Here is a 23,840-nt window from a genome sequence, read left to right on the forward strand (position 1 = left end):
CTTCTCGGTGGCCCCCCCCCGCCACTCACATGCGAACGATGCGCACGTCTACAGACAGTTTACGCTGCGCGACGGTTTTGCGTCGCGTCGATCAGCGGCACGCCGGCGAGCTTCTGCAGCGCGTCGAAATCGATGTCCGAATAGATCTCGCGCACGGCGAGGCCTTCGGGCGTGACGTCGAACGCCGCGAGGTCGGTATAGATGCGGCCCACGCAGCCCACGCCCGTCACCGGGTACGAGCATTCGCTCACGAGCTTGCTTTCGCCTTGCTTGGTGAGCAGTTCCATCATCACGAACACCTGCTTGGCGCCGAGTGCGAGGTCCATCGCGCCGCCCACGGCCGGAATCGCGTCGGGCGCGCCGGTGTGCCAGTTCGCGAGGTCGCCATTGACCGACACCTGGAACGCGCCGAGCACGCAGTAGTCGAGGTGGCCGCCGCGCATCATCGCGAACGAGTCGGCGTGGTGGAAGAAGGCGCCGCCGGTGAGCAGCGTGACGTGCTGCTTGCCCGCGTTGATGAGCTCGTCGTCTTCTTCGCCGGGCGCGGGCGCCGGGCCCATGCCGAGCAGGCCGTTCTCGCTGTGCAGGAAGATTTCCTTGCTCGGATCGAGGTGATTGGCCACCAGCGTGGGTACGCCGATGCCGAGATTCACATACGCGCCTTCGGGAATGTCCGCGGCCACGCGCTTGGCCATTTCATCGCGATTCAGTCGTTTCATTGCCTCTCTCCGTTCCTTCAGGCTGCCTGGCCGCTTTGGTCGGCGTGCGCTTGATGCGCCGCTTGCGGCACTGCCACGACGCGTTGCACGAAAATGCCGGGCGTCACGATGTTTTCCGGATCGAGCTGACCGAGTGCGACGACCTCCGAAACCTGCGCGATGGCGACCTTCGCCGCGCTCGCCATGATCGGGCCGAAGTTGCGCGCGGTCTTGCGATAGACGAGGTTGCCCCAGCGATCGCCCTTGTACGCCTTGATGAGCGCGAAGTCGGCGTGCAGCGGCGCTTCGAGCACATAGTGACGGCCGTCGATCAGGCGCGTTTCCTTGCCTTCGGCCAGCTTCGTGCCGTAGCCCGTGGGCGTGAAGAAGCCGCCAATGCCGGCGCCGGCGGCGCGGATGCGCTCGGCCAGATTGCCTTGCGGCACGAGTTCGAGCTCGATTTCGCCGGCGCGATAGAGCGCGTCGAACACATACGAGTCGGTCTGGCGCGGGAACGAGCAAATGATCTTGCGCACACGCTTCGCGTTGAGCAGCGCGGCAAGACCGATGTCGCCGTTGCCCGCGTTGTTGTTGACGATGGTGAGGTCGCGCGCGCCCTGCTCGATGAGCGCGTCGATCAGTTCGGCGGGCATACCGGCCGTGCCGAAGCCGCCGATCATCACCGTGGCGCCGTCATGCACATCGGCCACGGCGGCTTGAAGCGAGTCGAAAATCTTGTTGATCATGCCTGTTCCTGAAAGCGATGCGCATCGCGGAAGGTCCACGTCACTCGATCGCGAAAAAGTTCTATATACGAACACTGATTCGTTTAGCGAACGTCCAGCGCATTATCGGAGTGGATTCAAGCGCTTGTCAAGGCGGGTCTACCCACACAGGCAATCTACTTCATGCCGGCGACGGTGCGCGCCGGATCGCACGCGCGGGCCGTCCTTCAGGCCGGGCGCGCCTGTGGGCACATACCCCAATATCCGGAATTCCGATTCGTCGACTAGTCTTTATCCGAATTCGACATAGTCGGCGCCGCCGCCCTCGCCTCCATGCAAGACCTCGATCTGAATCTCATCCCCTTTCTCGTGGCCATGGAGGAGACGCGCAACGTGAGCCGCGCCGCCGAACGGCTCGGCGTCAGCCAGCCGCGCGTGAGCACTGCGCTCGGCAAGCTGCGCGAGTTCTTCGGCGACCCGCTCTTCGTGCGCACCTCGCGCGGCATGGAGCCCACGCCGCGCGCGCTCGGCCTGATTCCCGCCGCGCGCGACGCGCTGGTGCGCATCGAGAAAGGCATGCTGCAGGCGCAGGACTTCGATCCCGCCACGAGCACGCATACGTTCTCCATCGCGCTTTCCGACGTCGGCGAGATCGTGTTTCTACCGCGTCTCCTGCAGGTGTTCGCCGAACGCGCGCCCAACGCGAACCTGCGTTCGGTGTCGCTGCCGCCTGGCCAGGTCGAGCGCGGTCTCGAATCGGGCGACATCGATCTCGCGGTCGGTTACTTCCCCGACCTCGGCGGCAACAACTTTTTCCAACAGCGCCTCTTCACGCACCGCTTCATCTGCATGATGCGCAGCGGACATCCGCTCGCGGGCAAAGCCATGACGATCGAGCAGTTTCTCGCCATGGGCCATGCCGTCGTGCGCGCCGAGGGACGCAGCCAGGAAGTGCTGGAGCAGTATCTGGAGAAAAGGCGCATGCGCCGCCGCGCCGTGCTCGAAACGCCTCACTTCATGAGCCTGCCGTTCATTCTCACGCGCTCCGATCTCATCGCGACCGTGCCGCATGCCATCGGCTTCGCCTATGTGTCCGAGCATGCATCGATCACGCTCGTCGAGCCGCCGCTGCAGTTGCCGCGTTTCGATCTCAAGCAGCACTGGCATCGCAAGTATCACAATGCGCCGCGTGGCGAATGGCTGCGCAGCATCGTGGCGGAACTGTTCAACGACGCCATGGACGAATGGCCCAAATGACCCCTCGCGCCAAGCACGGCAAAACATGAAACAATGGGCGCTCGTGGTGCACGCCAAAGCGGCGTACTCCCACCTGACAGGAGCCCATGCATGAGCGAAGAAAAAAAGGCCGGGAAATCGAAGCAAAGCGCGAAGCAAGGTACGACCCAAGCCGCGAAGCAACGCAAGAGCGCAGCGAGCACGACCGTCGCGCGCCCGTCACGCGCCGAAGCCGAGGACGCGGTACGCGTGCTGTTGCGCTGGGCCGGTGACGATCCCGCTCGCGAAGGGCTGCTCGATACGCCGGGCCGCGTCGTGCGCGCCTATGAGGAATTCTTCGCGGGCTATGAGGTCGATCCGCGCGAAATCCTGTCACGCACCTTCTCTGAGGTGGACGGCTACGACGAAATGATCGTGTTGAAGGACATCCGCTTCGAGAGCTACTGCGAGCATCACATGGTGCCGATCATCGGGCGCGCGCACGTGGCGTATTTGCCCGAGCATCGCGTGGTGGGCATCTCGAAGCTCGCGCGTCTCGTCGACGCGTTCGCGAAGCGTCTGCAGATCCAGGAGAAGATGACCGCACAGATCGCCGACACGCTCAATGAAATCCTCCAGCCCAAGGGCGTGGGCGTGATACTCGAAGCGGCGCATCAATGCATGTCTACGCGCGGCGTGCACAAGGCCGGTGTGGCGATGGTGACGTCGCGCATGCTCGGCACGTTCCGCACCGATCCTTCCACGCGCCGCGAGTTTCTCGCGATCGTCGGCAATCCGAGCGCGATGAGCGTCTCGAATACTTGATCGGAGCGCACAGACAAAGAACGGGACGGCGTGTCCCGTTCCCCTCCTCACTTGAGCGGACTTTCGTCGCCCCGCTCGATCTCGCGAATCTTGCCCTGGCGCACACTGCTGCCCGGCGGCACGCTATGCGTGAGCCACACGTTCCCGCCAATCACCGAGCCGCGCCCGATCGTCACGCGGCCGAGGATCGTCGCGCCGGCGTAGATCACCACGTCGTCCTCGACGATCGGATGGCGCGCATTGCCCTTCACGAGCGTACCGTCGAGGTCGGCCGCGAAGCTCTTCGCACCGAGCGTGACGGCCTGATATACACGCACGCGCTCGCCGATGATCGCCGTCTCGCCGATCACGACGCCCGTGCCGTGGTCGATGAAGAAGCTCGAACCGATCTGCGCGCCCGGGTGAATGTCGATGCCCGTTGCCGAATGCGCGATCTCGTTGATGAAGCGCGCGAGCAGCGGCACGCCGAGACGGTGCAGCGCATGCGCGAGCCGATGATGCGTCATGGCCCACACGCCCGGGTAGCACAGCAGGATCTCGGTGATGTGCTGCGCGGCCGGGTCGCCCGTGAACGCCGCCTGAATGTCGCTCACGAGCAGCGCGCGAATATCGGGCAGTTGCCGGCCGAACTCGCGTGCCACCTCGAATGCGCGCGCGCGCAGTTCGTCGTCGCTCGCCTGCGAGCTTTCCGGCAGGAAGCGCAGCGCGCGGCGAATCTGCTCGGCGAGCAGCCGCAAGGTGCTGTCGAGCGTATGGCCCACGTAGTAGTCGATGCTCTCGTCGGTCAGGTCGGGCGCGCCGTAATGCGTGGGAAAGAGCGCGGCGCGCAGGCCGGCCACGATGTTGACGACCGCGTCGCGTGACGGCAGTTCGCGGATACCGAGTGGATGGCGCGTGCGGTGCCGCTCTTCACGCGACGCACGCAGGTCGGCGACGATCTGTTCGAGACCCCAGTCGGGGGAAGCAGCTTTGGACATGGTGATGCGGCAGCGGACGCAGGGGCCGTGCGGGAGTGAGTGTATCGACCCCAGAGATTACCGCGTTTTGCCGGAGTTCGCCGAAGCGTCCGCGGAGCCGGGCCAGGCCCGCGGGGCGCGCGCGTTCAGAGCGTGACCGTGCTCGCGTCGATCCAGCGCACGGCCCAGTCGCGCGCATGGGCGATGGCGGCCGCCTCATCGGAAAAGCGCAATTCGGCAGGGAAAAATCGGTTGGCAACGAGTTCGCCGTCGCTCGAGCGCGAAATCACCACATACGGTTGATACGTGCCGTCACCGGCACGCGCCGGTGCGCAATTCAGCAAATAGCCACGATGCGTAAATGCAGCGTCGAAGTGCATGTGTGTCACCCGCCCCTGACTGCCTCGTCCATTTTATTTGGCGCGTGCATTCAGGATCGTGCGGCAAAGCCACAGCATGAGCCCTCGCCCGGCCCATTAATCGAAAGCGCGCCAACTCGTTGAAAGAGGATCATACTCCTGGGAAAAAGCCCAAACCAACGAAAAAAATGCAACATCGCTGGAGGCGTTCTCCTGGCGAACCGGCTAGCTTTTCACCCCGATTCAAGGGTGCGGCGCTGCAGCGGAACAGCGCTTGCGGAATGGCCTGCTGAACGCAGGCACCCAGATCTTCCAAGGAGGAAGCATCATGAATCGTCCCGACGACATGCAAACAGCGAAGGTGGGAGATGTGAGCGCGTCGCCGTCGCGGCCGCGCAGCGCCGAACTCCACAACGACCGCACGCACGACAGTTCGGTCGACACCGACGGCAAGAACCGCGAGGCGGCGCGCCTCGCGGGCGAAGGCTGGATCGGCCCCGACGAGGTGACGACCAGCAACGCGACGCTCGTCAACAGCGTGGCCGAAGCCGATGACGGCCTGGCGGGTTTCGACAGCCGCAAGGGCGTGCACCGGCTGCCGATCGCGCTGGAGTCCGGCTACGAGGCCGTCGACCTCGGCATGAGTGCGCCCGAAGAGCCCGAAGACGCCGAGTGGCAGCGCAACGCCGCGCGCGAAGCAGGCGTGCGCCGCAGCCCGGGGCGCCTGCACTTCGCGGTCAACCACCTGCGACCGACACGCGTGATCGAGTTGCAGCGCAAGCCCTGAACAACGGTTCGCCGCTCACCATGCGGCGAATCGTTTGCGATTATCCAGGCGATATCGCAGCAATGGCGGATACGGACAGTATCCAGTCGAGTGCAGTTAAAACTCGAAATGAAAAGCCTGAAAATTAATGAAAGCCGATAAATCGCCAGCATTATCCCGGCGAGTTGCACGCTTTTGCCGCTTTCGAAATGCCGTCTGGCTTTATTTCGGCTCCGGCGCAATGCACTTTTTTCGTGCAGGCGCGCTTGTTCAGGAGACGCAGAATTCTCTCCGATGTCACCGAAATCTGACAGAAATGACCCCAGCAAAGCGGGAGGATTGCAGACGAGGGGGGATCAGATAGGAATTTAGTGATAAATTCTTACATCATAAGAAGCGAGGAGCGAGTGTCTGAGGGCTTGCCCCGCGATCTCGCCCAGCGCTGATGGAGAGTGTTGAACGTGCCTCTACATTTTATTGAGCAGATGTCGCCCGTGCTCGACGCGCCCGAAGAGGCAGCGTGGTTCGACGCGGTGGCGAAGCTCGCCAGCTCGTGGGGATTCAGCCAGCTCATGCTGGCTATCTTGCCGCGCCCGGGCATGAGGCTCGAGGATGCGTTCATCCGCACGAACTACTCGGCCGCCTGGCGGCAGACGTACAACGACCACGGCATGGCCTACTTCGACCCGACCGTGTCGCATTGCACCACGCGTTCGGCGCCGCTCATCTGGTCGCCGGAGTTGTTCGCGACCGAGCAGCAACAATCGATGTATGAGGAGGCCCGCTCGTACGGCCTGCGCGCAGGCATCACCCTGCCGATCCATGGCCCGCGCCAGGAAATCGGCATGCTCTGCTTCGTCAACGACGCGAATCCCACGGACAAGTTCTGGGACGACGTGAACCGCGCGTTGCCGAATCTCGTCCTGCTGCGCGATCTCGTGCTGGACACGAGCCAGCGGCACCTGAACGACCACGTTCAGTCGCTGATACCCAAGCTCACGCCTCGGGAAAAGGAATGCCTCAAGTGGACTGCGCTAGGCAAGTCCACCTGGGAAATTTCTCACATCCTGAATTGTTCTGAGGCCGTCGTGAACTTCCACATGAAGAACATTCGCGGGAAGTTCGGCGTGAACTCACGGCGAGCGGCAGCCGTGATTGCGACCCAGATGGGTCTTATTGACCCGGGCTAAGCACCATCGGTGCTTCGCCGCGCAACACGCGCTCGGCACGGCCAAGGTCGCCGTCCGAAATTGTCTTGTTGAAATACAGCCCGAGCAGAATCGACACCGGCGGCGGAATCTCCGCGCCCGACTCGAACCGGCTGCCGCGCGACTGCGTCACGCCGAAACGCGCCCAGAAGCGGCGCTGGCTTTCTTTCTTCTTCTTCCGATACGCAATGATCAGGACGCGGTCGACGACCGAGGACAGATCCCCGGGGGACGACATGGTATTCGCACCCGAGTGCCATTGATTGCCCATAAGTTCCATGATGACTCTCGCTGTCAGATATGCCTGATGAGTGACTGCCGCGGAAGTGATTCTCCTTAAGAGGCCCCATCTGCGCACCTACCTATCTAGATAGGTGTTTTTTTATATTCATAACGCATAGCTTTCGAACCGTACTGCCGCGCCTCCACACAAATCGGGAGAGTTGTCATGCAAGCTGCGATACGGATCGGACTGAGACAGGACTTCGACAACGAGGACATCAACGAGATGTACCGGCTGCGCGCGCGCGTGTTCCGCGACCGCCTGGGCTGGGACATTCCCACCATTGCGGGGATGGAAATCGACGGCTACGACGCGCTCGGGCCCCATTACATGCTGATTCAGGACGGCGCGGGCCACGTGCGCGGCTGCTGGCGCCTGATGCCCACCGAAGGCCCCAACATGCTGCGCGACACCTTCCCGCAACTGCTGCAGGGCAAGGCTGCGCCTACGTCCCGCAACATCTGGGAACTGAGCCGCTTCGCCATCGAGTCGGGCAACGACCAGGCATTCGGCTTCGCCGATGTGACCATGAGCGCGATGCGCGCGGTCGTCTCGTTCGCCGACCGGGCGGGCATCAACAGCTATGTGACGGTGACCACGACGCCAATGGAGCGCCTGCTGCGCCGCACGGGCATCGAGCTGACGCGGCTCGGCGCGCCGATGCGCATTGGCGTGGAAAATGCCGTCGCGCTGGAAATCGCGATGAGCCAGCAAACGCACCACGCGCTGTTCGGGGCGATGGCCCACGCCGCCTGAGGGCGACGCCGCGCAGGGACAGATACGCGCTGGCTGGGCGCCGCGGCCGTGCTCGCTCAGCCAGGCATGTGTTGTTTTTGTCAGACAAATCTAACCCGAAAACCTGCGCAGACTGCCTACACCCGAACGCGGTCGCCCCTAATCGGCCTTGACCTCGTCGGCGCGCACTTCCGCACTTTTCGGCGCCGCCGAGGCGCTGCGGCTAAAGCGGATGTGGGAAATCCTCCCCACGCACAGGGCCGCCACGAGCGCCGCGCAGCCCGTCAGGCCGATCCCCAGATGGATCGCGTCGACCAGTACGTGGCGCACCGCATCGATCAGCGCCGCGCCGTCGAGGCTCGCCGCCTTCATCTGCGCAACGAGACCCTCGCGCAGCGACGGGTCGATCAGCACGCGCGGATCGGCGAGCTGGGGTTGCCAGCGCTGTTGCAGCGGCGCGCCGATCACCGCCAGCGCGTCCCCCACTCCGGCCGCATAGCGATGGTTGACGATGGTCGCCACGACGCTGGTGCCGAGCATGCCGCCCACCATGCGCGTGGATTGCAGCAAGGCGGTCGTGATGCCGAAACGCTCCCGCCCGGCAATCTCCTGGCCGAAGATATTCAGGTTGTTCAGGATGAAGCCGAGCCCGATACCGACCGCCGACATCGCCAGCTCGAGCCAGAGGTGAGCCGTGTGCCGGGATGCGAAGGCAAGACCGGCGGAAGCCGCGACCAGCAGGCTGAAGCCGACGGTGAGAATCGTCGTGGGCTTGCGCAGCCGGATCACGATGCGCGTGTTGATCAGGCTGCCTAGCGCGATACAGGCGGCGATCGGCGTGGCGAGCAGGCCCGCCTCCTGGGGCGACAGCCCGAAACCGCCCTGCAGCAGGAGCGGCGCGAAAAAGATCAGCGAGAACATCACGAAGCCCGAAAGCGTCGAGAGCGTGAACAACGTGACGAGCTGCGGGTCGCGAAACAGGTCGAGCGGGATGATCGGGTGCGTCGCGCGGCGCTCGCAGGCCAGCAGCGCCGCCGCGCCGGCGAGTACCGCCAGCGCGAGCACGCCGTTGCCGGCCGTCAGGCCGCTTTTGGGCACCGCCTCGATCAGGGTCTGGAAGCCGCCCAGCACCAGTGCGACGAGCGCGGCGCCCGTCCAGTCGATGCGCACCTCGCCGGTACGCGCCGGCTGGTAGCGCGGCAGATGCGCCCAGATGAAATAAAGTGCAAGCGCGCCCACCGGCAGATTGACGAGAAAGGTCGAGCGCCAGCCAAAGTGCTCGCTGAGCCAGCCGCCCAGCGAAGGCCCCGCCGCCGTGCCGATGCCGTAGGCGGCCGCCATGACGACCTGCCAGCGCACCCGCGCGCGCGGGTCGGGGAAGAGATCGGGAATCGAGGCGAACGCCGTGCCCACCATCATCCCGCCGCCAACGCCCTGCAGCGCGCGCGCCGCCGCCAGAAAACGCATGTCGGTCGCAAGGCCACACAGCACCGAGGCCACCGTGAACACGATCACCGCGGCGATCACGAAGCGCTTGCGGCCAAAGTAGTCGCCGAGCCGGCCGAACACGGGCACCGTCACGACCGAGGCCAGCAGGTAGGCGCTCGCGATCCACGCGTAGAACTCGAAACCGTGCAGTTCGGCGACGATCGAGGGCAAAGCGGTGCTGACGACGGTTTGATCGAGTGCGACGAGCATGTTGACGAGGCCGATGCCGAGCATGGCCAGCAGCGCGTCGCGAAACGGCAGGTGAGCGGAGGAAGGTTTCACGGGAGGGGAAGACTGCGCGGAGCGAAAAAGAGGCAACGATAGCGGTATGCCGGTGCGCGTGCAACATAACGACATAGCAAACGAAACCAGGCGGCGCTGTGGTATTCCGACGCAACCCACTTGATCTTCCTTCCTGCACCTTCCACATTTCATACAGTCCGGCTGCGCGTTGACCTGCGATCCATTAAGCTTCTCGCCAGTCACGACACGCCGCGCCCGCCTCGTCGCAGCATCGCCCGGGGCCGCGCGATTCTCGATCCCACGCAAAGAGGAGGTCTTATGTACACACGCATCCTTGTCGCCGTCGACGGCAGCGCCACCTCGCGCCGCGCCTTCGAAGCCGCGCTCGACCTGGCCAAGGCAACGGGCGCGACGCTGCAGCCGTATTACGTGATCGAGAACACGCCCATGTATTTCGACGCGCCCGGCTACGACCCGTCGATCCTGCGCAACCAGATGATCGCGCAGGGCAACGAACTCGCGGAAGAAATGGACAAGGCGATGGGCGAGCGTGGCGTGCAAGGCGCCATGGTCACGGGCGAAGCCTCCTCGCTCGACGACGTGCCGACGCTCGTGCTCAACGCCGCGAAGACCGCGGGCGCCGACCTGATCGTGATGGGCACGCACGGCCGCCGGGGCTTCCAGCGCCTCATCCTCGGCAGCGTTGCCGAACGGTGCGTGCGGCAGTCCACGCTGCCCGTCCTCCTGATCCCGTCGGCCGCCGGAAATGCCGGGCAGTAGTCGCACTGGGGGCAGGCTGTTTTGCGCGTTATTGGAAAGTCGCTTGCGCGCCGTCAGACGCCGCGTGAGCGGCTTGTGACAAGCCTCAAAACGATTCATCTTAAATGCGCGTCGCTTTGCCACTAATCTGAGATTCGACCCCGGTAGACAATGCCTGGACAGAAATCAAAGGAGCATTGTCCATGCTGAACCATACCGTCACGTCTCAAACCACCGTGCGCCGCAGCAATCGCACGCCCCTGACGACGGCGCCGCGCACGTCCACGCGCTGTTCGGTGTGCGCCATGCGGCATCTGTGCATGCCCCAGGGCCTCACGCTCGACGACCTGCCCAAGCTCGAAGCCTTGATCTGCTCCGCGCGCAGTGTGCGGCGCGGCGAAGCCCTGTATCGCGCCGGCGACACATTCGACAACCTCTACGTCGCGCGCTCCGGCTCGCTCAAGACGGTCATGGCGCACCGCGACGGCCGCGAGCAGGTCACCGGCCTGCGTCTGGCCGGCGACCCGCTCGGCCTCGACGGCATCAGCACCGGCTTCCACACCTGCAGCGCCGTGGCGCTCGAAGACAGCTCGGTCTGCCTCATCCCCTACTCGGCCCTCAAGCATTTGTGCCGCGAAACCGGCGCCATGCAGGACCGGCTGCACCGCCTCATGAGCGAGCAGCTGATCCGCGAATCGTCGCAAATGATGGTGCTCGGCTCGCTCTCCGCCGACGAACGCGTCGCCGCGTTCCTGCTCGACGTTTCCGAACGCAACGGCCAGCGCGGCTATTCGCATGCGGAGTTCAACCTGCGCATGACGCGCGAGGACATGGGCAGCTATCTCGGCATGACGCTCGAAACGGTGAGCCGCACCCTGTCGAGATTTCAAAAGCGCGGCCTGATCGACGCTCAGGGCAAGCTGATCCGTATCATCGATATCGAAGGTCTGCGGCATCTGTAATTCGCGCCAAACCCCGGGCGGGCGGCCTGCCCAGGGGTGCCGGCGCCGCACCTCGCTGGCGCGGCAACGCCGTTGGCACAACTCCTGCGCAGGGTTAAAGTTTCGTACTACGCCCACGCAAGGAGAATGGCCGAAATGCATCTCCCGCAATCCCCCACGCTCGCGGCCCGCCTCGAAGCGGCGCGCGGCGCCAGCGACGCGCTCTTCAACGTCGTCAAACCCGAGTTTCTGTACGAGCGGCCCATTCGCGAGCGCCACCGCATCGTGTTCTATATCGGTCATCTGGAAGCATTTGACCGTAACCTCTTCGACAAGCGCCTGTTCGACCTGCCCTCCGCCGATGCGCGCCTCGACCAGCTGTTCGCGTTCGGCATCGATCCTGTCGATGGCGGCCTGCCGACCGACGTGCGCGCCGACTGGCCCGACCTCGCCGAAGTCCTGGCCTACGGACGCGACGCACGCAGCCGCATCGACGCGCAGCTCTCCACGCTCGACCTGCCGCCCGGCGCCTCGAATCACGACACGCCGGGGCAGTTGCTGAACGTCGCGATCGAACATCGGCTCATGCACGTCGAAACGCTCGCCTACATGCTCCACCAGCTGCCGTTCGAGCAAAAGCAGGCGCCCGCCGCTGCGGGCGCGCGCGCCGACCCGCTCCGTACGGTCAAGGCCGGAACGGTGCAGGTGCCCGCGGGCCGCACGGAACTCGGCATGACCGCCGAGCGTGGCCTGTTCGGCTGGGACAACGAGTTCGGCGAGCAGCAGGTCGACGTGCCGGCCTTCGAGATCGACCGCTACATGGTCACGAACGGCGCGTTTCTCGAATTCATCGAGGACGGCGGCTACGACAGGCGCGAACTCTGGAACGACGCAGACTGGGCCTGGAAGGAAAGCGCACGCGTGGCGCACCCCGTGTTCTGGTCGCGCGGCCCCGAAGGCTGGACGCTGCGCACGATGTTCGAAGACATCGCATTGCCGCTTGCGTGGCCCGTGTACGTGAGCCACGCCGAGGCCAGCGCCTTTGCGCGCTGGCGCGGCATGGCGCTGCCGAGCGAGGCGCAGTGGCAGCGCGCGGCGCACGGCGCGCTGCCCGGCCGCAGCGACAACTTCGATTTCCGCGACTGGAACCCCGTGGCCGTCGACGCCACGCCGGACAGCGCCAGCACGTGGGGCGTGGAAGGCCTGTACGGCAATGGCTGGGAATGGACCTCCACGCTCTTTGGCCCGCTGCCGGGCTTCAAGGCGTTCCCGTTCTATGAAGGGTATTCGGCCAACTTCTTCGACGGTCAGCACTACGCAATGAAAGGCGGCTCGCCGCGCACGGCCCAATGCATGCTGCGGCCGACGTTCCGCAACTGGTTTCAGCCGCGTTATCAGTATGTTTATGCGGGATTTCGCTGCGTGCGCAATTGACTCGCAAACCGAACACGCGGCAGTGCGCGATCGGCAAGCTACCGGACGAAGTCAACGAAGCGGCGAGTCGACGGTCGGAATCCAGATCGTGGAAGTCGCTTCGTGGAATTGCTCCGGTCCGCCCTTCGGCGGCCAGATGCCGTCGGCATACGATTTAGCGCGAATCGCGATGCGCTCGTCGAGGCTGTTCCAAGGCCAGATGTGCGTGATGCGCGGCGCGCCATCGAGCGCATACATGTTGAGCGTCAGCGGCGACCGTTTTGAACGCTCGGGCATTGCCGCCTCCCATGCCTCGAGGGTCGGCGTCAGTCCGCCTGGCTTCAGCCAGTAGGTGCGGAACTCGTAGTACTTGCCGAACACTCCCGGCTCGACGGCCGGGAGAAACGGAAAACCGGCGTAGCTCTCGCTCTCGAAAGTACAGGCGCTGCTGGCGGCCCCGAACGGATCGGGATGGTGCAACTCGCGGTATCGTTCCTCCGCCAGTTCTTCCGCATCGGCGAAGCCGCGCAGCACGCGCACACTTCCGAGCCGGCCGTTTTCCGAGGTCCAGATCCCGAGCCTGCGGCCCGTGGCCACCGGACGATCGAGCCACGCCTGCGCATTTTCGATCACCTGGGGAAGCTTCAGAATGTGGGACGACAGCGTAGTTAGTTCGTAATGCATAGCGAATCTCCTGAGTCCATGAACGCCCCTTCTGACGTCCTTGACCAACGAGCTTAAACTGGGCCCATTCAGAAGAGAATTCCCTCTTTTCTCACACACTCTGTCTGGGAATCGCCATGTTCGACTGGCAGGATCTACGCTACTTTGTCGTGCTCGCGCGCGTGGGGACGCTCTCCGGCGCCGCGGGCGCGCTGTCGGTCGAACACGCGACCATCGGGCGGCGAGTCGCGTCACTGGAGACGGCACTCGGGTTGAAGCTCGTTTATCGCCTGCCTCGCAGCGTTCGCCTGACCGAGGACGGCAAGGCGATCGCCGCGCTGGCCGCACCGATGGCCGAAGGCGCGCTGGCGATCGAGGCCTACGCATTGCGCGCTTCCGCCTCGTTGTCCGGGACGGTGCGCATCAGCGTGCCGCCGACTCTCGGCAGCCATTGCATCGCGCAGCACATGCGCGCGTTTCGCGAAGCCAACCCAACGGTGAAGATCGTCATGGAAGGCGCCGCCGGCATCGCACCACTGGATCGCGGCGTCGCCGACATTGCCATCCGCATGGTCGAACCCAGGGAGGCCAGTCTGGTCACACGGCGGATCGGAGCGATCCGCTTCGGCTTGTATGCCAGCCATGACTACGCCTCGCGCCCCGCAGGGCAATGGGAGTTCATCGCCTATGACGCGTCACTGGACCATGTGAGTCATCAGCGCTGGCTGCGCGCCTATCTCGACGGGCGCCCCATCGTATTCGAAACAGGCGATGTGATCGGCCAGCAGGCGGCGGCTCGCAACGGTGTGGGCGTCGCGCTCCTGCCGACGATGATCGGCGATGGCGACACGGCACTGGTCAGGGTCGGCGGCGGAGCGGCGCCGCCGGCAACGCCACTTTGGCTCGTGACCTATCCCGACCTCCGTCGCACGCCGGCCGTCAAGGCCGTGATGGGGTTTCTGGTGGAATGTGTCGGGCGCGAACCGCATTTCGCGGATTCTTAGGCATCCTGTTGAATCGACTTCACTGACCTTCCCGTTGATCATAGGCATCCCGGGCGTGCTCAATCTCGTCCAGATGCTTGATCGACCAGTCATAGACGGCACCAAACGGCACTTGCAGCGTGCGCCCCAATTCGGTAATCGAATATTCGACCGCCACCGGCGAAGCATTGATCACTTCGCGCGCAATCAGACCATTGCGTTCGAGACGCCGCAGTGCCTGCGTGAGCGCCTTGTGCGTGACGCCCTCCAGGCGCCGCTTGATTTCATTGAACCGTGTCGGCCTCTCCGTGAGCAGCGTCAGGATCATCACCGACCACTTGTTGGCCACCTGATCGAAAAACGAACGCGCGGCACAGTCCGCAAAGAATACCGCGTCAACCTCGCAAGCCATGCAGATATCCTCCTGTATATCTACGCACTTCGCGGTGCGTAATTGACCGTAGATCTCCAACGTATACCATGAGTATCACGCAGATTGGTTCGAGTCCGGAGCCTGAATGGCGCTGCTCGATCACCACGGAGAATAGAGAATGGAAGCAGGCCCGAGCAGCTCGGCATTACTCGACGCAGCCGATTTCGCCATCCCAACGAACGCATCCACGGCACGACTCTCTTTCACAGACCGCGGCACAGGAACGAACGTGATGTTTTTGCACGGCTGGACCTGCGACTCCCAGGATTGGAGCGGGCAATTGCCCTTCTTCGCGAGCAGGTATCACGTCGTCGCCGTCGACCTGCGCGGGCACGGCGCGTCCGAGGTTCCGCCGTCCGGCGCTTATTCGCCGAACGACTATGTTACCGACATCGAGACGCTGATTGCGACGCGCTACCCGAACGAGCGCTTCATCGTCGTGGGACATTCGATGGGCGGCCAGATCGCAGCGCGTCTCGCGGCACGCCGGCCCGATCTGGTCAGCGCCGTCGTCTCCGTTGACGGCGCACTCGGATTTTCGGGCGATGCCGCTGAAGTCTTCGAGAAAACGGCGCATGAACTGAACGCCGGCGATCCTCGCGCCGTCGTCGCCGCGTTGTTCGAGCGCGTCTACGGGCCCGCGACCGATCCGGCTCACAAGCGTCGGCACGCGAGCCGGCTGCAAGCCATGCCGCTACACGTCATTCGCGAGTCCTTCGCCCCTTTGTTCTTCGGCGACGATCAGATCGGCATCGGGGACGCGAGCGCGAGATTCTGCGCTGGCTTGCCCGTCCCCTTCTATCACCTGTGTGTCGACCCAGTCCAGGCCGATAGCATGCAGGCGTGGTTCTCCCACCCAAAATCGAGAGTGCAAGCCTGGTCCGACGCGGGTCACTGGATCATGCAGGACCGCCCGGACGACGTGAACGCCGCCGTGGCTTCATGGATCGATTCGCTTTAACCGATCATCATTTGCAAAGGTAAAGCCTTCAAGTGTCGAGGGCGGCTACCGTGACCCGGGCACCCGCTGCCCCGGCAGGAAGCCGCCATCGAAGCCAGACAGCGCAGGAAAGCTGGTCGATTTGCTGGGCGCGGCGAGGCCGCCAGCATTGCTCTGTGTGGTTCGCAGGCCCGGGGCCAGAAACAGGAACTTCCACCCGTCATAGGTCTCCGCGCCCTCGAAATCCTCGTATTGCCGCGGAAATCCCGCGCGCTTGATCGTGGCCTCCTCTGACGGGCTGAAGACGCCGTAGAAGCGATCGCCCTGCAGCATCGGCACCCAGTCGTTCTTGCCCGTGACCGGATCCGGATAGGCAAAACGCAGATGATGCAAGGGCTTGGGAAACCGTCTGTCGTCGAGCAGTTCATCGACCGATGCCGGATAAGCCCGGCCGACGCGGTAGTACCGCAGGATCGCGAGCCGGTACTGGTTGCCGGCGAACAGCAGTTGCTTCTCCTGCTCGCGGCGGCGTTGCAGCGACCACACGTCGAGCGCCCCCGCCAACGCAATCGACATCAGCATCAGCGCAATCAGGAGCGTCAGCAGCACGAGCCCACCCGCACGCGCGGCACGCGGCCGCGAGCGTCGCCGCGCCCGCGCTTTCGCGCGCGAGGCGACGCGCGGCGTGCCGGCCGCGCGGCTCATTTGGGGCTCCCATCCGCGCGCGGCGGTGCTCCCTGAGGCGCACTCGCCGGCGCCACGTCGTAGACGCCCGGCTTGTTTTCGTCCGGCGAAGCGATCACCGCCCATTTGTCGTCGCCATTGACCGGATCGACCGGGACGGCGCGCAAGTAATGCTTCGCCACCAGTTCGTCGAGCGTCTCAGGATACTGACCGTTGTCTCCGTAGTACTGATCGATCGCATTGCGCATCACGGCGACATTCTGCTGCCTGACCTGCTCCTTGCCGCGTTCGATGCTGTGCATGTAGCGCGGCACCGCGATGGTCAGAAGCAGGCCGATGATGGCCATCACGACGACGAGTTCGATCAGCGTGAAGCCGCGGGCCTTGTGCGTGCGAGCGGGTTTCATGATGCATCGTCACCATTGTTTGTACGGGATGCCGTTAATGCCGACGCGATCGGATTTCGACGACACGTCGAATACGTCCTTGCCAGCCTGTTCGCTGCTCATGCCCGGGTCGCCACCCGCCGCCGGATCCGGCGGCTCGCCATACGACCGCACGCTCCACGTATCCTCGGCGAGCGTGTCCGGGTCGCCGCTAAAGAAAGGATCGCGCGGCACGTGACGCAGGAACATCAGCAGTCCGCCTTTCGGGTCTCTCGCGTTCTTCACGCCCGTCACGAGCACGCTCAACGTCGGCGGATAGCCGGACGCTTCGGCATCCTTGTCGATGAGACCGGTATCGCTCGCCTCCTTGTAGGCGTCGAGCGCGGTACGGATCTCGCGCAATGCGTCGCTCAGCTGCAGTTCCTTTTGGCGCTGCACCATCAGTTCCGAAAACGGCATGATGGCAAGCGCGAGAATGCCGACGAGCGCGAGCGTGATCACCATCTCGATCAGCGTAAATCCACGCTGATCGAGATGACGTGCGGCGCGCAAACGCATCGTGCTCGTTCCGGTAGCCACGGCTCAGTACCCCCCCTCGACCGGGCGAAGCGGGTTATCGCTCGGCATGGTGCCGGGCGGCATCGTCAGCATCGGCGGCGGTGCGGGGGGCGCAGGCGCTGCGGGCGGCGGCGCGGGCGGCGGTGCCGCGGCGGCCGCCGCTTCGCCGCCCGTCTGCTCCGCGGCCGTTGGTTCGGCTGGTGCGGGCGCCGCGCCCTGGCCGGACTGCGGCGCGGGAGCCGCTTGCGGCGTGGGCGTTCGCGAGAAGCGTCCGCCATATGGTTCGGGTGGCGGCGTCGTGCGCGGCGGCGGCGCCATCTGTCCGAACGCGCCGTTCGATGGCGACGGCAGCGCGGGGTACGCCTCGGCGCCGCCTCGCGACGACGCGCCGCCAACCGTGCCGCCGCCGACCATGCCCGGCATCGGCTTCGCCGCAGGCGCCATGGACGTTGCCGCGTTCGCCACGACGGGGTCCAGCCGCAGTTGGTCGGCGTGCACGTTGACGTCGGTGCCCGACCACAACTCCTGCGTATCCGCATCGGCGGCAAGCTGCGGCCGGACGATGTGCGGTGTGATCTGCAACACGATCTCCGTCTTGACGTGGTCGCCCTGGTGGTTGGAGAACAGCCTCCCCAGCACCGGCAACTGGCCAAGACCGGGCACCTTGTTGGCATTCCTGCGGTCTTCGTCCGAGATGAGGCCGCCGAGAATCTGGGTTTCGCCATCACGCAGGCGCAGACTCGTCGAGGCGCTGCGCGTTCCGATCTGATAGGCGAGCGAATTCAGGCCGTTCGAATTGCTGCTCGAAATCGTATTCGTGATGTTGCTGACTTCGAGATTCAGCTGGATGCCGACGTCGCCATCGCGATAGACGCGTGGCTGCACCTCGAGCTTGATGCCGACGTCGAGGTACTGAATCATTTGCGTATAAGACGGGCCGCTCGTGCTCGGCGTGCTGGAGCTCGAAATCACCGGCACCTTATCGCCAATCATGATGCGCGCCTTCTCGTTGTTGCGCGTCCTGATGCGCGGGCTCGCAAGCAGGTTCGCGTCGGTATCGGTGAGCTTGAAGTTCGCCGTGGCCGAGAGGCTGCTGACATTCAGTTCATTGATCGTCAGATGATGCAGCAGGCCCCATGTCGTCGCGGTGCTCGGGGTCGACATCGTGAACGAGTTGGGCCAGTCGATACCCAGATCGGTGAGGCGCTCGTGCGACACTTCCAGCACCTCGACTTCCATCATCACCTCGGGATCCGGCAAATCCTGCGCGGCGATCATCTCCTCGGCCACCTTGATCGTGTCGGGTGTGCCGCGAACCGTCACGGTATTCGCACGCTCGTCGATCACGACTTCCTTGACCTTCAGAATGCTCTTGAGCAACTGCTGGATCTGCTTGGCGTCGACGTTCGACAACTGGAACGTGCGGACCTTGAGTTCCTGATATTCGAGCTGCTTGGCGGGCGTGGCGGGATAAATGAACAGCGTGTTCGCGTTGAGCTGCTTCTTGTCGAGCTGATTCTGCATCAGGATCATGTCGACCGTGTCCTGCACCGACGCGTTCGTCACGAAGATCGTCGTCTTCAGATCGGCGCGGACGTCGCGGTCGAAGATCACGTTCAATCCCGTAGTGCGCGACAGCGCTTCGAACACCATGCGCACGTTCGCGTCGCGAAACTGCAGCGTCACGGGCTTCTGCATGATCGACGAAGCCGCCAGCTTGTCATCGCGATCCGCCCGCTGCTGACTGAGTTTGGCGTTGAGCTCGGTCTGCATCTGCTGCGCGAGGGTGTTGGTGGGGTTCTCCACCAGCACGCGGTGCACCCGCTCGGCCGCCTGCGCATACGCGCCGCGCTTCATCATGCGTTCGGCCTCCTGCAGGATGGCCAGGTCCTTGCGGTCCTGATCGATCTGCAAGCCGATCTTGCGGATGCGCTCGTTGGTCGGATCGATGTCGTACGCCTGGAAGAGATTGCGGATCGCTTCGTCGAACTGATAATTCTTGCGGTACTGATCGGCCTGGTCGAGCAGCGTGTTGACCTGGGCGTTGCGCTGGTTCAGATAGTCGACCTTCGCCTGGGCGTCGGTCGGATCGTCATGAACGTTCGGGACGTGCATGCAGCCGCTAAAGGCGAGCACGGACACGGCGACGGCAAGCGCGCGTCGTCTTGCGACCCGCATCGCGTCCGGGCACGGAACAGGGAACCGGATGACTGGCGCGAGGCGTGTTGCCGGGCCGCTGCCTGAGTCGCGGCCCGCACCCCGAGTGCGTGAGGTTTTCATTTACTTGTCCTCTCGTGGAATGGCGACCACCTGTCTTTCGTGCAGCGGCAAATAGGTCAGCACGACGTCGGACTCCGACACCGACTCGACGCGGTACTGGTTGTCGATCAGGTCGCCCGGCGACACGATCAGCAACTGGTCTCCGTTGCTGAGAAAGACCTGCGGCTTCGCCGCCTTGGCATCGAGTTGCCCCACGTAGGCGAACGGCACGGGAGGCGCGGTGGGCGGCGGGGGCTGCACCGGCGCGGCCGGCACTTCGACGGGCGGCGGCGGAAGCCACGAAGACGCCGTAAAGGGATCGTGGGCCGATTCGAGGGAAAGCGGCGCGCGCAACGAGACGAGCTTCGCATGGGCCGCCGACGTCGCCGAGGCCTGCGCCGCAGACGCGGTCGCCGGTCCCGCAGCCTTCGCGGCCGCCTCGGACGCGTGCGTGTGGCGCCTGGCATCCGGCCGCGCGTGCGTGTCGTTGCGATGCGGACTGTCGAGCGCGGCGGCCTGCGCCGGCATCTGGCGTGCCGCGACCAGCACGCGATACCCTGCCCCGGCGGCCGCGATTGCGCAAATCACCAGCAGCACACGCATGGGCAGAGCGGGTTTCATGGCTGGGCGCTCCGGTAAATGAGTTCGAAGCGCACCCGCGCATCGAGAATATTGCCGTCCACCGCGGGACGTTCCACGTGGATTTCCCGCAGCGCTGCATTCGGCACGTTGTTGAGCACCAAGGCGAGAAAATGCCGGATCGCGCTGTACTGATCCTTGACCGGCAGCATCACCTGATAGCGCGTGTAGCGCGCGCCCGCATCCGTGCTCACCTGGTACTCGGCAGACCCGAGTGTCAGGTTGCTGCCGCGCGCCTGCTCGAATATGGACGCGATATCATCCGCACTTTGCGAAAAGTGCGGGAACAGTTCTGGCAAGGCCGCGAGCGCTACTGCGTCGGCCTCCGCATCGTGCTTGCCGACTGCATGGCGCGTCTTTGCCGCCTCGACGACATGGCCCGGGGTCTGCATCTCCTTCGTATCGGCTTCCACGCTGGCAATCTCGGCACACATGAGGGCCGCGGCACCAATCATCAGGATACCGATTAATCCAGCCAGGCCGAACAGACGCCGCAGCTCGAATCGCAGTGTCAGCAGCCGGTCGCGCAACAGATCCGCATTCATGACTTCCTCCAGACGGCGGTGATCTGGAAACGAACCGGCTTGCCCGGCACGTTGTTCTCGACCAGATGGTCGTTGAGCACCGCTTCGCGCAGCAGCACGCTCGTCTGCAGATACTTCAGGTACGCGATCATCGCGTCGGTATTCTTCGCTTCGGCGGTGATACGAATCTGGCTCTGCGCGGGGTTCTGGTCGATGCCGATCAGCGCGACGTCATGGTCCGGATAATCTTCCACGATCGAAAAGAGGTCCTGCCACGGTACGGTCAGTTCGCGCAGGATCGACAGGCTCTGCTTTTCCGCCTGCCTGGCAGCCGGTGTGAGCGGCGGCGTTACCGCGTGTCGCTGCGCGAACGTCCGGTGCCGCACGGCGTCGAGTTGCGCCTGCACGCGATCGTTCTCGGCATACGCACGCCAGAGCCGCGCACCGCATCCGAGCAGCAGCAGAGCCGCGACGCACAGCAGGATCAGGCCGCTCGTCCCACTGCGTGCGCGCCGCCTGCCGAAGTCGATGTCGAGGACCTGGTTCATTGCGCATACTCCATCAGCCGGCGCGCGGGCGAGTTGTCCGTCGCCGGCTGGGCCGGCCGTATCGCGGCCGCAAAACGCGCCTCGAACGGCGCCAAGTCGGTGTCGTTGCCGAACAGATAGATCGTGCAGTCCTCCCGCTTGAGGCCCGCTCGCGTCGCCGAGCGTTCGAACAGCTGCTCGGCCAGTTCGGCAAGCCGGGACGCATTGGCCGCATCGCCGGGAAACAGGCGCTGCGCATCGTAGGCGGCCCAGCCGCGCCGCTCGATCATGACGGCCTGCATCAACTCCTCGGCGACGAACATCAGCAGTGCGTCGCCGCCCGCCGCCACGTCGATGCAATTGAGCATTTCGGGCAGACCCAGTTTCAGGCGCGCAATCCGCACCTGTCCGGACGCACCGACTTCATGAATGCCGTCATGAAGCGCGCGGGACATGGCGCTCGCGAACAGCGCGCGTCCGCCCTGCTGCACGCAGAAGCGCACCAGCAGCGTTGCGCCGTCGACCCCATAGGTGTCGGTGAAATGGGCCAGCGCGACTTCTTCGAGCTCGCGCGCTCGCAGCGTGCGAAAGTCGCCGCGCAATATCGCGTGGATGCCCCAGAAGTCGTCCAGCACCACGTGTGCGTTGCGCGTCGCCGGCTTCGCCTCGCGGCGCGCCGGTTCATCCGCATCACCGGCATCGGCGCCGGGCGTGGCGACGAGCGCCGCGCGCAGCGCGTCGAGCAAGCCCGTCTCTGTGCCGTACTGGTCATCAGGGATCGTGAAGCTGGCCGGCTCCGCAGGCGGCAGGTGCTTGCGCGCACGCCAGAGTCCGGGCGCGCGTACGCCGACGACGATCTCGCGTGTGCCGACTCCGATCGCAACCGGACTATTCGACCATCGTGACACGATTGATCTCCTCGAGAGTCGTTTCGCCGCGCTTCACCAGTTCGATCGCGGCGACGCGCAGTGTCTGCATGCCGTAGCGCATCGCTGCGGCCTTGATGTGACCGAGCGGCGCGCGCTCCGACAGCAGTTGCCGCAGCTCGTCGTTCATGCGCAGCGCCTCGGCGATCGCACGCCGTCCGCGATAGCCGCTGCCACGGCATGCACCACAGCCGGCGCCGCGGCGAAAGAGGTAGCCGCCCGCCGCGTCCGGGTCGATGCCTGAGCGGATGAGCGTTTCGGTATCCACCCGGTCTTCGGTCACGCAGTCCGGGCAGCATTGCCGCAACAGGCGCTGCGCCACCACGCCATTGAGCGCGGAGACGAAGCTGTACGGATCGACCTCCATGTTGGTGAAACGGCCGATCACGTCGAACACGTTGTTCGCGTGCACGGTCGTGAACACCTGGTGCCCGGTCAATGCGGCCTGCACGGCGATCTGCGCCGTTTCCGGATCGCGGATTTCCCCGACCATGATCTTGTCCGGGTCGTGCCGCAGAATCGAGCGCAGCCCGCGGGCGAACGTGAGCCCTTTCGCCTCGTTGACCGGGATCTGCAGGATTTCGCCCAGCTGGTATTCGACCGGATCCTCGATCGTCACGATCTTCTCGAGACCGTTGTTGATTTCCGTGAGGATCGCGTAGAGCGTCGTCGTCTTGCCGCTGCCGGTCGGCCCCGTGACGAGCAGCATGCCGTACGGCATCGACGCGAGCTTGCGCATAAAGCGCGTATCGGCCTCCTGAAAGCCGAGCGCCTCGAGCGTCAGGCCGCCCGCCGACTGCGAAAGCTGATAGCGGTCGAGAATCCGCAGCACCGCGTCCTCGCCGAACTGGTTCGGCATGATCGACACGCGGAAGTCGATTTCACGCCCCGCGTACTGCGCCTTGAAACGGCCATCCTGCGGCACGCGCCGCTCGGCGATGTCGAGCTCGGAGATCACCTTCACGCGCGAGAGCACCTGGTCCGCGACATCGCGGCCCTCGGCACGGCCGACCACGGCGAGCACGCCGTCCACGCGGCACTTGATCATCAGCCCGTTCGCGCGGCATTCGAGGTGAATGTCGCTCGCCATCATCTTGAGCGCGTCGTAGATCGTCGAGTTGAGCAGTCTGACCACAGGACTGTCGTCGCTGCTGATGCCCTGCAGCGTCAACGCCAGCGAGGCTGGATCGACCGTGTTCTGGACCGGGTCGTCGAACGCGAGCGAGTCCATCGCGCGCACGTCCTTTTCGCGCACGGTCAGATACGCGTTGATGTCTCCCGCGCTCGCGAGCGCCCAGCTATACGGCACGCCCGGCTGCGCGCGCATCCGGTGCTCGACCCAGCCGCGCGTGCGCGCATCGAGCGGATCGGCAATCGCGAACAGCCGCGCGTGGCTGGCATCGGGATCGTGGAAGCAGACGCACAGGCGGGTCGCCGCTTCGACGAACGAAATCACTTCGAAGTCCGGTTCGAGCCGATTCAGCTCGCGCATGGCGATCGACTTCATGCGGAACAGCGCGGCCAGTTGCACGCGCAGTTCTTCCGCGCTGAGCGAGGTTTGCGCCATCAACTCCTCGAGCGCGCGAATGCCGGAACCATGCCGCTCGCCGAGCGCTCTCAGTGCGTCGCGCAGGTCTGCGCGCGCTTCGGCTGGTGTGCCATCCGGCTGGGCGATGAGGGTATCCACGTGCTTCCCCAATTCGG

27 protein-coding genes are annotated in these 23,840 nt (G+C 64.7%); 10 read left to right on the top strand and 17 right to left on the bottom strand.

Annotation, left to right across the window (positions count from 1 at the left end; all coding sequences use genetic code 11):
• Positions 1-59: 59 nt before the first annotated feature.
• Both AB4Y42_RS38385 and AB4Y42_RS38390 read right to left on the bottom strand, forming a co-directional pair.
• A complete protein-coding gene (locus AB4Y42_RS38385) occupies positions 60-719 on the bottom strand; it encodes a 3-oxoacid CoA-transferase subunit B (protein WP_042260188.1) in 660 nt (219 codons plus the stop codon).
• A gap of 17 nt (positions 720-736) precedes the next feature.
• Positions 737-1,444: a 3-oxoacid CoA-transferase subunit A gene (locus AB4Y42_RS38390; protein WP_368697179.1), complete on the bottom strand. Its 708-nt coding sequence runs from the start codon at positions 1,442-1,444 to the stop codon at positions 737-739.
• A 312-nt stretch (positions 1,445-1,756) separates the two neighbouring features.
• On the opposite strand from AB4Y42_RS38390, the gene AB4Y42_RS38395 reads away from it, so the two are divergent.
• Positions 1,757-2,680 (top strand): LysR family transcriptional regulator, encoded by a 924-nt coding sequence (locus tag AB4Y42_RS38395; RefSeq protein WP_368697180.1) that lies wholly within the window; start codon positions 1,757-1,759, stop codon positions 2,678-2,680.
• Positions 2,681-2,770: 90 nt separating this feature from the next.
• On the top strand, positions 2,771-3,463 hold the full coding sequence (folE, locus tag AB4Y42_RS38400; protein WP_368692452.1) for a GTP cyclohydrolase I FolE: 693 nt from the start codon (positions 2,771-2,773) through the stop codon (positions 3,461-3,463).
• A gap of 47 nt (positions 3,464-3,510) precedes the next feature.
• Here the strand turns inward: folE and epsC are convergent, their stop codons facing one another.
• On the bottom strand, positions 3,511-4,440 hold the full coding sequence (epsC, locus tag AB4Y42_RS38405; protein ID WP_368692451.1) for a serine O-acetyltransferase EpsC: 930 nt from the start codon (positions 4,438-4,440) through the stop codon (positions 3,511-3,513).
• A 125-nt stretch (positions 4,441-4,565) separates the two neighbouring features.
• The gene (locus AB4Y42_RS38410; RefSeq protein WP_028206369.1) at positions 4,566-4,799 is read right to left on the bottom strand and encodes a hypothetical protein; all 234 of its coding nucleotides are present in this window, start codon (positions 4,797-4,799) and stop codon (positions 4,566-4,568) included.
• A 325-nt stretch (positions 4,800-5,124) separates the two neighbouring features.
• Here AB4Y42_RS38410 and AB4Y42_RS38415 point away from each other — a divergent pair, with 325 nt between their 5' ends.
• On the top strand, positions 5,125-5,565 hold the full coding sequence (locus AB4Y42_RS38415) for a DUF3005 domain-containing protein (RefSeq protein ID WP_342924729.1): 441 nt from the start codon (positions 5,125-5,127) through the stop codon (positions 5,563-5,565).
• Positions 5,566-6,029: 464 nt separating this feature from the next.
• The gene (locus tag AB4Y42_RS38420) at positions 6,030-6,734 is read left to right on the top strand and encodes a LuxR family transcriptional regulator (RefSeq protein WP_028206371.1); all 705 of its coding nucleotides are present in this window, start codon (positions 6,030-6,032) and stop codon (positions 6,732-6,734) included.
• Here AB4Y42_RS38420 and AB4Y42_RS38425 read toward each other — a convergent pair.
• Positions 6,718-6,990 (bottom strand): helix-turn-helix transcriptional regulator, encoded by a 273-nt coding sequence (locus AB4Y42_RS38425; RefSeq protein ID WP_233885339.1) that lies wholly within the window; start codon positions 6,988-6,990, stop codon positions 6,718-6,720. The two genes, AB4Y42_RS38420 and AB4Y42_RS38425, sit on opposite strands and share 17 nt — an antisense overlap.
• Before the next feature lie 210 nt (positions 6,991-7,200).
• Here AB4Y42_RS38425 and AB4Y42_RS38430 point away from each other — a divergent pair, with 210 nt between their 5' ends.
• Complete coding sequence (locus tag AB4Y42_RS38430) at positions 7,201-7,791, top strand: acyl-homoserine-lactone synthase (protein ID WP_133184734.1); 591 nt, start codon at positions 7,201-7,203, stop codon at positions 7,789-7,791.
• Positions 7,792-7,929: 138 nt separating this feature from the next.
• Here AB4Y42_RS38430 and AB4Y42_RS38435 read toward each other — a convergent pair whose 3' ends face one another.
• Positions 7,930-9,492 (bottom strand): MFS transporter, encoded by a 1,563-nt coding sequence (locus tag AB4Y42_RS38435; protein ID WP_368697212.1) that lies wholly within the window; start codon positions 9,490-9,492, stop codon positions 7,930-7,932.
• A gap of 327 nt (positions 9,493-9,819) precedes the next feature.
• Here AB4Y42_RS38435 and AB4Y42_RS38440 point away from each other — a divergent pair, with 327 nt between their 5' ends.
• The 3 genes from AB4Y42_RS38440 to AB4Y42_RS38450 all read left to right on the top strand — a co-directional run bounded on the left by AB4Y42_RS38440 (position 9,820) and on the right by AB4Y42_RS38450 (position 12,635).
• Positions 9,820-10,281 (top strand): universal stress protein, encoded by a 462-nt coding sequence (locus AB4Y42_RS38440; RefSeq protein WP_368692450.1) that lies wholly within the window; start codon positions 9,820-9,822, stop codon positions 10,279-10,281.
• A gap of 182 nt (positions 10,282-10,463) precedes the next feature.
• Positions 10,464-11,222 (top strand): helix-turn-helix domain-containing protein, encoded by a 759-nt coding sequence (locus AB4Y42_RS38445; protein ID WP_368692449.1) that lies wholly within the window; start codon positions 10,464-10,466, stop codon positions 11,220-11,222.
• Between the two features lie 135 nt (positions 11,223-11,357).
• Positions 11,358-12,635, top strand: a complete 1,278-nt coding sequence (locus AB4Y42_RS38450; protein ID WP_368697181.1) for an SUMF1/EgtB/PvdO family nonheme iron enzyme — start codon at positions 11,358-11,360, stop codon at positions 12,633-12,635.
• 51 nt (positions 12,636-12,686) lie between these two features.
• Here the strand turns inward: AB4Y42_RS38450 and AB4Y42_RS38455 are convergent, their stop codons facing one another.
• Positions 12,687-13,298 carry an NIPSNAP family protein gene (locus AB4Y42_RS38455; protein WP_368697182.1) on the bottom strand — a complete coding sequence of 204 codons (612 nt, stop codon included), beginning with the start codon at positions 13,296-13,298 and terminating at the stop codon, positions 12,687-12,689.
• 116 nt (positions 13,299-13,414) lie between these two features.
• Between AB4Y42_RS38455 and AB4Y42_RS38460 the strand changes: the two genes are divergently transcribed.
• Positions 13,415-14,281 (top strand): LysR family transcriptional regulator, encoded by an 867-nt coding sequence (locus AB4Y42_RS38460; RefSeq protein WP_368697183.1) that lies wholly within the window; start codon positions 13,415-13,417, stop codon positions 14,279-14,281.
• 19 nt (positions 14,282-14,300) lie between these two features.
• Here AB4Y42_RS38460 and AB4Y42_RS38465 read toward each other — a convergent pair whose 3' ends face one another.
• Positions 14,301-14,672, bottom strand: coding sequence for a winged helix-turn-helix transcriptional regulator (locus AB4Y42_RS38465; RefSeq protein WP_368692445.1), 372 nt, complete (start codon positions 14,670-14,672; stop codon positions 14,301-14,303).
• 139 nt (positions 14,673-14,811) lie between these two features.
• Here AB4Y42_RS38465 and AB4Y42_RS38470 point away from each other — a divergent pair, with 139 nt between their 5' ends.
• Positions 14,812-15,654, top strand: coding sequence for an alpha/beta fold hydrolase (locus AB4Y42_RS38470; protein WP_368697184.1), 843 nt, complete (start codon positions 14,812-14,814; stop codon positions 15,652-15,654).
• A 45-nt stretch (positions 15,655-15,699) separates the two neighbouring features.
• Here AB4Y42_RS38470 and AB4Y42_RS38475 read toward each other — a convergent pair whose 3' ends face one another.
• Genes AB4Y42_RS38475 through AB4Y42_RS38515 form a run of 9 tightly spaced genes read right to left on the bottom strand, consistent with a single transcriptional unit; the run spans position 15,700 to position 23,823 of the window.
• Positions 15,700-16,338, bottom strand: a complete 639-nt coding sequence (locus AB4Y42_RS38475; RefSeq protein WP_368697185.1) for a type II secretion system protein — start codon at positions 16,336-16,338, stop codon at positions 15,700-15,702.
• Entirely contained in the window at positions 16,335-16,724 is a 390-nt protein-coding gene (locus AB4Y42_RS38480; RefSeq protein ID WP_342924710.1) for a type II secretion system protein, read from the bottom strand. Before AB4Y42_RS38480 ends, AB4Y42_RS38475 begins: the two co-directional genes overlap by 4 nt.
• A gap of 9 nt (positions 16,725-16,733) precedes the next feature.
• Positions 16,734-17,261 (bottom strand): type II secretion system protein, encoded by a 528-nt coding sequence (locus AB4Y42_RS38485; protein ID WP_368692458.1) that lies wholly within the window; start codon positions 17,259-17,261, stop codon positions 16,734-16,736.
• A gap of 24 nt (positions 17,262-17,285) precedes the next feature.
• Positions 17,286-19,541 (bottom strand): secretin N-terminal domain-containing protein, encoded by a 2,256-nt coding sequence (locus AB4Y42_RS38490; RefSeq protein WP_368697186.1) that lies wholly within the window; start codon positions 19,539-19,541, stop codon positions 17,286-17,288.
• A complete protein-coding gene (locus AB4Y42_RS38495; RefSeq protein WP_368697187.1) occupies positions 19,542-20,141 on the bottom strand; it encodes a hypothetical protein in 600 nt (199 codons plus the stop codon).
• Positions 20,138-20,704: a hypothetical protein gene (locus AB4Y42_RS38500; protein WP_368692439.1), complete on the bottom strand. Its 567-nt coding sequence runs from the start codon at positions 20,702-20,704 to the stop codon at positions 20,138-20,140. The genes AB4Y42_RS38495 and AB4Y42_RS38500 overlap by 4 nt, the downstream gene beginning before the upstream one ends.
• Positions 20,701-21,231, bottom strand: coding sequence for a hypothetical protein (locus AB4Y42_RS38505; RefSeq protein ID WP_368697188.1), 531 nt, complete (start codon positions 21,229-21,231; stop codon positions 20,701-20,703). Before AB4Y42_RS38505 ends, AB4Y42_RS38500 begins: the two co-directional genes overlap by 4 nt.
• Entirely contained in the window at positions 21,228-22,118 is an 891-nt protein-coding gene (locus AB4Y42_RS38510) for a hypothetical protein (RefSeq protein WP_368697189.1), read from the bottom strand. The genes AB4Y42_RS38505 and AB4Y42_RS38510 overlap by 4 nt, the downstream gene beginning before the upstream one ends.
• Entirely contained in the window at positions 22,099-23,823 is a 1,725-nt protein-coding gene (locus AB4Y42_RS38515; protein WP_368697190.1) for a GspE/PulE family protein, read from the bottom strand. Before AB4Y42_RS38515 ends, AB4Y42_RS38510 begins: the two co-directional genes overlap by 20 nt.
• Positions 23,824-23,840 lie beyond the last annotated feature (17 nt).

Source organism: Paraburkholderia sp. EG286B (genome assembly GCF_040965655.1).
GTDB lineage: Bacteria > Pseudomonadota > Gammaproteobacteria > Burkholderiales > Burkholderiaceae > Paraburkholderia.